Genomic DNA, 10,557 nt, shown 5'->3' with positions numbered 1-10,557 from the left:
CGTGAACCCGCTGGCCCGATACGGCTGCGCTGTGTGAGGGCTACACCGCATCGGGCCAGCTACCCGAGCGATCCAGGGGGTCATTTTTGAATGCCGATAGGGGGTCAAGATTGCCTGCCGATTGACAGACAAACCACCAGCCGGAAATCGATGGGTCCTAGTCTAGCATCCAAAGGGAAAAATTCATTTCCGGGAACCAAACGATCTAGGGCCGAGACCGTCCTAAGAGGGCGAAGGGAGATCAAAGCCAAGACCATTGAGAAGCGCCGCGTTGCAACCCTGTGAGCCAGACGCTCCGTTCGCGATCAGGCACTCGTCTCCCAAGTCACCTGACGACTTACAACGGAAGAAGAGAAAGCCGCAGTCAGAGCGGAGTACAAACTCAAGTCGGAAAGAATATGCCAAGTTTTGGTTCAGTGAACCCTGCACCACTTCTCAGCTTCCGACTCGAACAAAAGAAAGAAAATAAAATCAGTGGGTTGATGGTGGGTGATAAGAGATTTGAACTCCTGACATCTTCGATGTGAACGAAGCGCTCTACCACTGAGCTAATCACCCGGTAGCGCGTCTCTTAACGCCGGTTTTCCACGCGTGCAAGGGGGGTGGCCGAGAAAATTGCAGCGTTTTCCGGCCCGCTCCGCCGGGGACGGTCTGTTGCGCGCAATCGCCGCTGGATCGGGGGTGCGGCCGGATCACTTGCCGGGTTGGGCCGGGTGCGCCCAACTCGGGAAAGTATACCGAAAGACGTACCCCGGAGATGAAGAAAACCCTGATTGCAGCCACTTGCGCCATGCGCCTCGCGCGTTCTGCGATGGCCGGCGGGCCCGATTCTTATGCCCCGCCAGAGGTCGTGGTGGTCGAAACCGAGGCCGGCAGGTCCTCTGGTACCACCACCGTGGTGCTGCCGATGGCGCTGCTGGTCTTCGGTGCGGCGCTGTCGCACGGCTGACGCCGCCCGTCAGTCAGGGCATGAAAAAAGCCGCCCCGACATGCAGGGCGGCCCTTCCTTGTTTCTGGCGATGCGCCTCAGTGTGCCACGGCACTCGCGCTGTCGTCGCCCTTGGAAAGCGCGCGCTGGGCCGCGGCCTCTTCCTCGGCGGCCTCGTCCCACTCCACCGGTTCGGGCTTGCGGATCAGCGCTGCCGCCAGAACCTCCGAGACATGGGTCACCGGGATGATCTTCAGGCCCGAGGTGACGTTGTCGGGGATATCCGCCAGGTCCTTTTCATTCTCTTCCGGAATGAACACCGTCTTGATCCCGCCGCGCAGCGCCGCCAGCAGCTTCTCCTTCAAGCCACCGATCGGCATCGCGTTGCCGCGAAGCGAGACCTCGCCGGTCATGGCGATGTCCTTGCGGATCGGAATGCCGGTCAGCACCGAGACGATCGAGGTCACCATGGCCAGGCCGGCCGAAGGGCCGTCCTTGGGCGTGGCGCCATCGGGCACGTGGACGTGGATGTCCCACTTCTCGAACCGCGGCGGCTTGACCCCGATCTGCGGCGAGATCGAGCGCACGTAGCTCGCGGCCGCATCGATCGATTCCTTCATCACGTCGCCGAGCTTGCCGGTGGTCTTCATCCGGCCCTTGCCGGGCAGGCGCAGCGCCTCGATCTGCAAGAGGTCACCCCCGACCGAGGTATAGGCCAGGCCGGTGACCACACCGACCTGATGCTCCTCTTCGGCCAGCCCGTAGCGATGCTTGCGCACGCCGAGGAAGTCCGAAAGGTTGTCCGAGGCCACCACCACCTTCTCGCTCTCGCCCTTGACGATGCGGGTCACCGCCTTGCGCGCGGTCTTGGCGATCTCGCGCTCGAGGTTCCGCACACCGGCCTCGCGGGTGTAATAGCGCACCATGTCCGACAGCGCCTCGTCGGTCAGCTCGAACTCGGTCTTCTTGAGGCCGTGGTTCTTGATCTGCTTGCTGATCAGGTGCCGCTTGGCGATCTCGGTCTTCTCGTCCTCGGTGTAGCCGGCGAGCGGGATGATCTCCATCCGGTCGAGCAGCGGGCCGGGCATGTTGTAGCTGTTGGACGTGGTCAGGAACATCACGTTCGACAGGTCGTATTCCACCTCGAGATAGTGGTCGACGAAGGTGCCGTTCTGTTCCGGATCAAGCACTTCCAGCATCGCCGAGGCCGGATCCCCACGGAAGTCCTGCCCCATCTTGTCGATCTCGTCGAGCAGGATCAGCGGATTGGTGGTCTTGGCCTTTTTCAGCGCCTGGATGATCTTGCCGGGCATCGAGCCGATGTAGGTCCGGCGGTGACCGCGGATCTCGCTCTCGTCGCGCACGCCACCCAGCGAGATGCGGATGAACTCGCGTCCCGTGGCCTTGGCGACCGATTTGCCAAGCGAGGTCTTGCCGACGCCCGGAGGGCCGACGAGGCACATGATCGGGCCCTTCAGCTTCTTCGAGCGTTGCTGCACGGCAAGGTACTCGACGATGCGTTCCTTGACCTTCTCGAGACCGTAGTGATCGTCATCGAGGATGGTCTGCGCCTTGTTGAGGTCCTTCTTGACGCGGCTCTTCACGCCCCAGGGGATCGACAGCATCCAGTCGAGGTAGTTGCGCACCACCGTGGCCTCGGCCGACATGGGCGACATGTTCTTGAGCTTCTTCAGCTCGGCATCGGCCTTTTCACGCGCCTCTTTCGACAGCTTGGTGCCGGCGATCTTCTCTTCCAGTTCGGCGATCTCATTGGCGCCGTCCTCGCCGTCGCCCAGCTCCTTCTGAATGGCTTTCATCTGCTCATTCAGATAGTACTCGCGCTGAGTGCGCTCCATCTGCGATTTGACGCGGGTCTTGATCTTTTTCTCGACCTGCAGGACCGACATTTCGCCCTGCATCAGGCCATAGACCTTCTCAAGCCGCTCCGAGACCGACAGGGTCTCGAGCAGGTCCTGCTTCTGGTCGACTTCGATCCCGAGGTGCCCGGCCACCAGATCGGCCAGCTTGGCCGGCTCTTCGGTTTCCGACACGGCGACAAGCGCCTCTTCGGGGATGTTCTTCTTGACCTTGGCGTAGCGCTCGAACTCACCCGCGACGGTGCGCAGCAGCGCCTCGATCGAGGCCTGGTCGCCCGGCATCTCGGTCAGGTAGTCACATTTCGCCTCGAAGAAGTCTTCGTTTTCAAGGTATTCGACAATGCGCACCCGGGCCACGCCCTCGACCAGCACCTTGACGGTGCCATCGGGCAGCTTGAGCAGTTGCAGCACATTGGCCAGCACGCCCGCCTTGTAGATGCCGGTGGCCTCGGGGTCATCGACCGAGGGATCGATCTGGCTCGACAGCAGGATCTGCTTGTCGTCGGCCATCACCTCTTCCAGCGCGCGGACCGATTTCTCGCGCCCCACGAACAGCGGCACGATCATATGCGGGAAGACCACGATATCGCGCAGCGGAAGTACGGGATAGCTTGAGTTGAGGGGGTCTTGCATGCTCTTTCCTTATTCTTGGCAAACCGATGTGGCCCCGCTTGGCGGCAGCGCTTATCGGCTCCTGTCAGGCTTATCAGGTAGGGCGTTGCCCTGCCCCATTCAAGGATGGGTCCTGTGGTCTCGTTGGCGCTCAGAATGCCCCCGCCGGCGCGGCGGGGCAAGCGGGTATCTTGCGGAACTGTCACAAACGCCCGCCCGCCGCGACGGCGTGCCCCCGTAAAATCGCCACATTTGCCGGGCATGAGGCGCGGCGTGACCCGTGTTTCCCGTCAGGCAGAAGGTCTGGCCGGCCATCATAGTCGAGGTACCGCATGAAGGCGTTGATTTCCCAGTTGCTTTATTCCCGCGAATTCCGCAATTCCATGGCCGGGGCGCTGACCCGCAAGCTGATCCGCGCCACCGCGCCGCGGATGAACTACTCGGTCGATTTCCAGGTCGACATGCTGGCGGTCGAGCGGCCGCATTACGCCTATTGCATGCTCAATGCCGCGCGGCTGGGCAAGGCGCTGGGCCATGACCGGATCTCGGCCATCGAGTTCGGCGTCGCCGGCGGCAACGGGCTGGCCTACATGTGCGACTTTGCCGAAGACGTGAAACGGGTGACCGGCGTCACCGTCGAGTGCTACGGCTTCGACACCGGCGACGGCATGCCCGAGCCCGAGGGGGCCTATGACCTGCCCTACTGGTTCGCCGCCAAGCAGTACCGGATGGACCGCGCCGCGCTGCAGGCCCGGGTACCGCAGGCGAAACTGGTGATCGGCGACATCAGAGAGACCATCGCGGGCTTTCTCGACGCGCACAAGCCCGCGCCGATCGGTGTGATGTTCAACGACACCGACTACCATTCCTCGACCCGCGAGAGCTTTCGCATCTTTGACGCGGTGACCGAGCGCCCCGAGCATTTCCTGCCGCGGATCTTCATGTATTTCGACGATGTGCTGGGGTCCGAGCTCGAGATGTACGGCGAACACAACGGCCAATTGCGCGCGATTGCCGAGTTGAACGCCGGTCAGCAGGCGATCCGCATCCACCGCAACCAGAACCTGATCCACCAGGACTACCTGCCCTATCGCCACCAGATCTACTACGGCCACCTGTTCGAGCACCCGGACTACACCCGCTACATCGGCGAGGGCCGGCAGGAAGCCATCGAAGGCCTGCTCAAGCTGAAGCGCTGAGCGTCATTGGCATAGCCGGAAGCCGCCGCGCCGCGCGAGCACGTCAAGGTGCAGGTGATCGGCATGGGCCTCGTCGGACCCCGGCCCCAGAACCGTGGTGAAGTGCAGGCAGGCGGTGGCGCGGGCGGCGTCCTGGAAGGCCTCGGCCATGGTGCCATCGCGCTCGCGCGGCATCACCGGGATCGGCGGCCCCTCGGCAAAGCGAAAGCTCATGATGTCGACGCCGTTGCCCACCGCATGTTCCGAGAGCTTGCCATCGGGCGCATTGTTACGCCGGCGGCAGACATAGGTGCTGCCCTGTTCGATGGCCGAGAGCCGGCCGCGTTCCGGCAGCGCCTCAGACGCCGGGAGGGCGAAATCCTGTACCCACTGTGCCAGTGCCAGCGCGGTCTCGCAGCGCATCTGGCCGGTGGGCTCCAGCGCCACGCCGCCGGGCAATCCGGTTACCTCGACCGGCTGGCGGATGCCGCAACCGGCGTCCTCGGGCTCGGCAATCGGGTCGATTTCCCGGTAGCTCACCCCCAGGTCATCCAGCGCGGCGTGGCAGGCGGCCAGCGCCGCCGCGTCGAAAGCGATGCGGTCTGGCACCGGCGGCTCGGGATCGATCACCGAGATCTCATTGTCCGGCGCGACGTAACCGGGTGCGCCTGCCTCTGGCGTCTCAGCCTCGGGCGCCTTCATCGCGGGAGGGGCGGTCTCGGCTGTCTCGGCCGCGGGCACCTCAATCTCGGGGGTCTCAACCTCGGGGGTCTCGGCAGCCTTGCCAAGGTCACCCGGCCGCAACATGGGCGTCAGCGAGGTCTCGGGCGGCGGGCCGGGGCGGGCGGGCGCGTCCTCTTGTGCCAACACCGGCGTGGCCAGCACCGCGGCGATCAGGGTTAGCCGCATCACCCGCCGTCCCCGGTGAATGCGACCGTCACGCCCTGCCCGACCATCCCGGCCAGCTCACGCGCATCCCAGTTGGTCAGCCGCACGCAGCCGTGGCTCTGGCTCTGGAACAGGCTGTCGGGGTCCGGAGTGCCGTGGATGCCGTAGGTCGGCTTGCTGAGGTCGATCCAGACCACGCCCACCGGCCCGTTCGGCCCCGGCGGCAGCACCAGCATCTCGTCATTATCGCCCTGCTGAAAGTTCTTCTCGGGGTCGTAGGTATAGGTCGGGTCGATCGCCACCGCGACCACCTCATGGCTGCCCGAAGGCGACGGCAGGTCATCAGAGCCCACGGTGGCCGGGTAGTTCGCCATCATCCGGCCCGCCCCGTCAAAGGCCGCGACGCGCGCCACGTCCTTGCGCACCTCGATGCGGGTGACCTCGGCGGTGAGGTCCGCGCCAGGAACGGCGACCGAGATGGTCTCGCCGGGGGCGAAGCCCGCGCCGGGGTTGAGATCGCGCAGGAAACCCTCGTCCATGTGGAAATCTTCGGCCAGCTTCTCGGCGACGCTGGTGTAGCCGAGCCGGTCCAATTGCGCGAGTTGCGCGTAATCCTCGGGCAGCGGGTCGGAGAGGCCGGAGGCGTCCTCCTCGGTGATGGTGTAGCTCTGCAGCACCGGGTCGCGCCCCTCGCCGCCGAGGGCCTGCCAAACTTCGGCGTCCATCACCCCGTCGACCGCCAGCCCCTCGCGGGTCTCGAAGGCGCGGAGCGCGCTTTCGGACATCGGGCCACGGTAGCCGTCGATCACCCCGGGGCTGGTGCCGGCGCGGTCGAGCAGCACCTGAACGACCACGGCTATCGCCGATTGGCCGTCAGGCAGCGGACCGCCGTCATACTGCGCCGACGAGATCGCCTCGGGGGAAGGTTGCGCCACGGCGGCCAAGGGCGCCAGGATGAGAGCGGGGAGAAGCTGCAGGGGTTTCATGGCCTGCCAACGCCGTGCGGCGCGGCTGGTTCCCGGGGTGCGGCTCTCGGGACCTGCCGGAGACAGGCGTGATCGGGGATCCGGGCTCTGCCCCATCCCCTGCGGCACCACCGGGATATCTTTCAGACCAGCGAAAGGACGGACCCCGCCAGAGCGGCGAGGTCCTGTCCGGGGATCAACGGATCAGGGCGCGGGCCTCGCGGAAGGACAGCAGGCGCTTGCTGTTTTCGTCCCAGAGGTGCAGCCGGGCGTTCTGGATGCTCTCGCGGATCGTCATCCGGTTGCCGGTGGCCAGGTCGGCGTGATCGCGCAGCACGCTGGGCAGGCGGTAGAACGGGATGCGGCTGTGCAGGTGGTGCACATGGTGGATGCCGATATTGGCGCTGAGCCATTGCAGCACCGCCGGCATCACGTAATGCGAGCTGCCGTGCAGCGCGGCGTCATGCAGTTGCCAGTCTTCCTCGGCCTCCCAATGGGTGGTCTCGAACTGGTGCTGGACATAGAACAGCCAGACCCCGGCGGTCGCTGCCAGCAGGGTCGAGGGCAGGAAGATCAGCAGAATCGGCTTCAGCCCGCCGAACCAGAAGATCACGCCGAGCAGCAGGAGAATCGCCGCGTTGGTAGCCATCGCGCTGACCCAGTAGCGGGCGGTGGCCATCAGTCCCAGCGGGATGCGGTTCTGCAGGAAGAAGATATAGCCCGGGCCGAGGCCGAAGAGCACGATCGGATGGCGATAGAGCCGGTATATCAGCCGGTTGAGCGGCGAGAGGTCGCGGTATTCCGCCACCGTGAGGGTGTGGATGTCGCCCATGCCGCGCCGCCCGAGGTTGCCGGCGGTGCTGTGATGGATCGAATGCGAGCGCCGCCAGACGTCATAGGGGGTCAGCGTCAGCACCCCCAGCACCCGCCCCAGCCAGTCGCTGAGCGTGCGGTTGCGGAAGAAGGCGCCATGGCCGCAATCGTGCTGGATGGCAAAGAGCCGCAGCAGAAAGGCGGCATTGACCACCGAGATTGCCAAGGTCAGCCAGTAGCTTACCCCCAACGACCACCAGGCCAGCGCCCACAGAAGGACGAAGGGACCGATGGTCACCGCCAGCTCGAACCAGCTTCTCGCGGTGCTGGGATCTCGGTAGTCCGAGAGGAGTTTGACCCAGTCTCTCGCCTTGCGCGGTTCTGGGGATCGCCGGGGCGATTGGGAAGTTTCGGTCATGCGCCTGCTTGCTCGTTGATTGGCTGGCTTCATAGACGAATAACCGAGTCTTGCAAACGCAAGGTTAATTTACCTGAGCGAAAGCCGGCCGGACCGCGACATCTCCGGCTCACAGCGGGTCGATGTCGCCCTGCGCCCGGGTGGCGTGAAACCGGGCCGCCCACTGCGCGAAACCGCCCTCGGCGATGGCATCGCGCATCCCCTGCATAAGCTCCTGGTAGTAATGCAGGTTGTGCCAGGTCAGCAGCATCGAAGAGATGATCTCCTGGCTGCGGAACACGTGGTGCAGATAGGCGCGAGAATAGGTCCGGCAGGCCGGACAGGTGCAGGTCTCGTCGAGCGGCCGCGGGTCGTCCTGATGACGGGCGTTCTTGATGTTGAGCTGGCCGAGCCTGGTAAAGACCTGACCGGTGCGCCCCGAACGCGACGGCAGCACGCAGTCCATCATGTCGACCCCGCGGGCCACGGCGCCGACGATGTCGTCGGGCTTGCCCACCCCCATCAGGTAGCGCGGCCGGTCCTCGGGCAACTGCCCCGGCGCATAATCGAGACAGCCGAACATCGCCTCCTGCCCCTCGCCCACCGCCAGCCCGCCGATGGCATAGCCGTCAAAGCCGATCTCGCGCAGCGCCTCGGCCGACTGCTGCCGCAGGTCCGGCTCGAGCCCGCCCTGCTGGATGCCGAAGAGCATGTGGCCGGGGCGGTCACCAAAGGCCTCTTTCGAGCGCGCGGCCCAGCGCATCGACAGCTCCATGCTCTCGGCGATGCGGTCGCGGTCGGCGGGCAGCGCCGGGCATTCGTCGAAACACATCACGATGTCGGACCCCAGCAGCCGCTGGATCTCCATCGAGCGTTCCGGGCTGAGCATGTGTTTCGAGCCGTCGATATGGCTCTTGAACGACACCCCCTCCTCTGTGAGCTTGCGCAGCGAGGCCAGGCTCATCACCTGGAACCCGCCCGAGTCGGTCAGGATCGGCCGCTGCCAGTTCATGAAATCGTGCAGACCGCCCAGCCGGTCGATGCGCTCGGCCGTGGGCCGCAGCATCAGGTGGTAGGTGTTGCCCAGCAGAATGTCGGCGCCGGTGGCGCGCACGTTTTCCGGCAGCATCGCCTTGACCGTGGCGGCGGTGCCGACGGGCATGAAGGCGGGGGTGCGGATCTCGCCTCGCGGGGTCGAGATCACCCCGGTACGGGCACGGCCATCGCTGGCCTGCAGGGTAAAGGAGGTCTGTGTCATCCGACCGATCTGCCCTGTTTGGCGGCGTTTGTCGAGAGTCCGGGTTTGACCTGTCAGGCCCTTGGGTTATCTTGCGGATGATGAGCACTCATCCGGCTGACGCCCCCGTTCTTTCCTTGATACATCGCCCTGCACTCGCTACCGCTGCCACCCAAGGTAGCCGGGGGCAGACGACATGAGCGAAGAGATCAAGCTGGGCTGGGAGGAATGGGTGTCGCTGCCCGATCTGGGCCTGCCGGCCCTGCGGGCCAAGGTCGACACCGGGGCACGAACCTCGGCCCTGCACGCCTATGAGATCGAGCGGTTCGGCCCGGCGTCGAAGCCCAAGGTGCGCTTTGCGGTGCATCCGATCCCCGGCCGCGACGACCTGTCGATCCCCTGTTCGGCGGAAATCGTCGACCGCCGCGAGGTGATCTCGTCGAACGGGGATTCGGAAAGCCGCTACGTGATCCGCACCGACATCAAGGTCGCAGAGAAATCCTGGCCGATCGAGATCACTCTGACCGACCGGCGCGGCATGTCGAACCACATGCTGCTGGGCCGGCAGGCGCTGACCGAGGCGGTCACGGTGGTGCCGTCGGAGAAATTCCAGCAGCCCGAACTGAGCTTCGACGTCTATCACTCGACCCGCGTGCGCAAGATGGCGCCGAACCGGGCGCTGCGGGTGGCGGTGCTGTCGCGTGAGGCGAACTATTCGACCGCGCGGCTGGTGGCCGAGGGCGAAGAGCGTGGCCACGTGGTTGAAGTTGTCGACACAACCCGCTGTTACATGGCGATAAATGCCCTGTCTCCGGATGTGTACTACGATGGCAAGCGGCTGCCGCGCTATGATGCGGTGATCCCGCGGATCGGCGCCTCGATCACCAGCTACGGCACCGCCGTGGTGCGCCAGTTCGAGACCATCGGCACCTATTGCATCAACGGTTCGGCCGGCATTACCCAGAGCCGCGACAAGCTTTGTGCCCACCAGTTGATGGCGCGCCACAAGATCGGCATGCCCAACACCGCCTTTGCCGCCAGCCCCAAGGACACCGACGGGCTGATCGGCCTGGTGGGCACGGCGCCGCTGATCGTCAAGCTGCTGGAGAGCACCCAGGGCAAGGGCGTGGTGCTGGCCGAGACCAAGAAGGCGGCGCAATCGGTGATCGACGCGTTTCGCGGTCTGAAGGCCAATTTCCTGGTGCAGGATTTCGTCAAGGAGGCCGCCGGCGAAGACATCCGCTGTCTGGTGGTCGGCGGCAAGGTAGTGGCGGCGATGAAGCGTACCGGGGCTGAGGGCGATTTCCGCTCCAACCTGCACCGCGGCGGCACCGCTCAGGTGGTGCGGATCTCCAAGGCCGAGCGCGAGGCGGCAGTCAAGGCGGCGCGGGTCTTCGGGCTCAAGCTCGCCGGGGTCGACCTGTTGCGCTCCGAGGGCGGACCCAAGGTGCTCGAGGTGAACTCCTCGCCCGGACTCGAGGGGATCGAGAAGGCCAGTGGCAAGAACATCGCAGGGCTGCTCTATGATCACATCGAGACCCATGTACGCCCGCAACCGGTGCGCCGGCGGAAGACGGATTGAAAGCGCAGGTTTAGCGGGCTGCAGGTCTGCCGGTGTGGTGTCGGCGTTTCCGCGGGTAAAACCATGAGTTTTCGCATCTT

At 65.0% G+C, this 10,557-nt stretch carries 8 protein-coding genes and 1 tRNA gene; 3 read left to right on the top strand and 6 right to left on the bottom strand.

Annotated features, from left to right (window positions below):
- Nucleotides 1-483: 483 nt before the first annotated feature.
- Nucleotides 484-558, bottom strand: a tRNA-Val gene (locus tag VOI27_RS09060).
- A 199-nt stretch (nt 559-757) separates the two neighbouring features.
- On the opposite strand from VOI27_RS09060, the gene VOI27_RS09055 reads away from it, so the two are divergent.
- Nucleotides 758-949, top strand: a complete 192-nt coding sequence (locus VOI27_RS09055) for a hypothetical protein (RefSeq protein WP_323765007.1) — start codon at nt 758-760, stop codon at nt 947-949.
- A gap of 77 nt (nt 950-1,026) precedes the next feature.
- On the opposite strand, the gene lon is transcribed toward VOI27_RS09055, so the two are convergent.
- The gene (gene lon / locus VOI27_RS09050) at nt 1,027-3,438 is read right to left on the bottom strand and encodes an endopeptidase La (protein WP_323765006.1); all 2,412 of its coding nucleotides are present in this window, start codon (nt 3,436-3,438) and stop codon (nt 1,027-1,029) included.
- Between the two features lie 311 nt (nt 3,439-3,749).
- On the opposite strand from lon, the gene VOI27_RS09045 reads away from it, so the two are divergent.
- Nucleotides 3,750-4,616, top strand: coding sequence for a hypothetical protein (locus VOI27_RS09045; protein ID WP_323765005.1), 867 nt, complete (start codon nt 3,750-3,752; stop codon nt 4,614-4,616).
- A gap of 3 nt (nt 4,617-4,619) precedes the next feature.
- Here VOI27_RS09045 and VOI27_RS09040 read toward each other — a convergent pair whose 3' ends face one another.
- The 4 genes from VOI27_RS09040 to tgt all read right to left on the bottom strand — a co-directional run bounded on the left by VOI27_RS09040 (nt 4,620) and on the right by tgt (nt 8,916).
- Nucleotides 4,620-5,504 carry an extensin family protein gene (locus VOI27_RS09040; RefSeq protein WP_323765004.1) on the bottom strand — a complete coding sequence of 295 codons (885 nt, stop codon included), beginning with the start codon at nt 5,502-5,504 and terminating at the stop codon, nt 4,620-4,622.
- The gene (locus VOI27_RS09035; RefSeq protein WP_323765003.1) at nt 5,504-6,469 is read right to left on the bottom strand and encodes a L,D-transpeptidase; all 966 of its coding nucleotides are present in this window, start codon (nt 6,467-6,469) and stop codon (nt 5,504-5,506) included. Before VOI27_RS09035 ends, VOI27_RS09040 begins: the two co-directional genes overlap by 1 nt.
- A 175-nt stretch (nt 6,470-6,644) precedes the next feature.
- The gene (locus VOI27_RS09030; protein WP_323765002.1) at nt 6,645-7,679 is read right to left on the bottom strand and encodes a fatty acid desaturase; all 1,035 of its coding nucleotides are present in this window, start codon (nt 7,677-7,679) and stop codon (nt 6,645-6,647) included.
- Nucleotides 7,680-7,788: 109 nt separating this feature from the next.
- Nucleotides 7,789-8,916, bottom strand: a complete 1,128-nt coding sequence (tgt, locus tag VOI27_RS09025; RefSeq protein ID WP_323765001.1) for a tRNA guanosine(34) transglycosylase Tgt — start codon at nt 8,914-8,916, stop codon at nt 7,789-7,791.
- A gap of 175 nt (nt 8,917-9,091) precedes the next feature.
- On the opposite strand from tgt, the gene rimK reads away from it, so the two are divergent.
- On the top strand, nt 9,092-10,477 hold the full coding sequence (gene rimK, locus VOI27_RS09020) for a 30S ribosomal protein S6--L-glutamate ligase (RefSeq protein WP_323765000.1): 1,386 nt from the start codon (nt 9,092-9,094) through the stop codon (nt 10,475-10,477).
- Nucleotides 10,478-10,557 lie beyond the last annotated feature (80 nt).

The organism is Marinovum sp., from assembly GCF_034669705.1.
Lineage (GTDB): Bacteria > Pseudomonadota > Alphaproteobacteria > Rhodobacterales > Rhodobacteraceae > Marinovum.
The sequence above is the reverse complement of the archived record's forward strand: the minus strand, read 5'-3'. Positions and strand labels throughout refer to the sequence as shown.

Coding starts and splice junctions, on each gene's coding strand:
- VOI27_RS09055 (WP_323765007.1), top strand. CDS start 758: ATGAAGAAAACCCTGATTGCAGCCACTTGCGCCATGCGCCTCGCGCGT.
- lon (WP_323765006.1), bottom strand. CDS start 3,438: ATGCAAGACCCCCTCAACTCAAGCTATCCCGTACTTCCGCTGCGCGAT.
- VOI27_RS09045 (WP_323765005.1), top strand. CDS start 3,750: ATGAAGGCGTTGATTTCCCAGTTGCTTTATTCCCGCGAATTCCGCAAT.
- VOI27_RS09040 (WP_323765004.1), bottom strand. CDS start 5,504: ATGCGGCTAACCCTGATCGCCGCGGTGCTGGCCACGCCGGTGTTGGCA.
- VOI27_RS09035 (WP_323765003.1), bottom strand. CDS start 6,469: ATGAAACCCCTGCAGCTTCTCCCCGCTCTCATCCTGGCGCCCTTGGCC.
- VOI27_RS09030 (WP_323765002.1), bottom strand. CDS start 7,679: ATGACCGAAACTTCCCAATCGCCCCGGCGATCCCCAGAACCGCGCAAG.
- tgt (WP_323765001.1), bottom strand. CDS start 8,916: ATGACACAGACCTCCTTTACCCTGCAGGCCAGCGATGGCCGTGCCCGT.
- rimK (WP_323765000.1), top strand. CDS start 9,092: ATGAGCGAAGAGATCAAGCTGGGCTGGGAGGAATGGGTGTCGCTGCCC.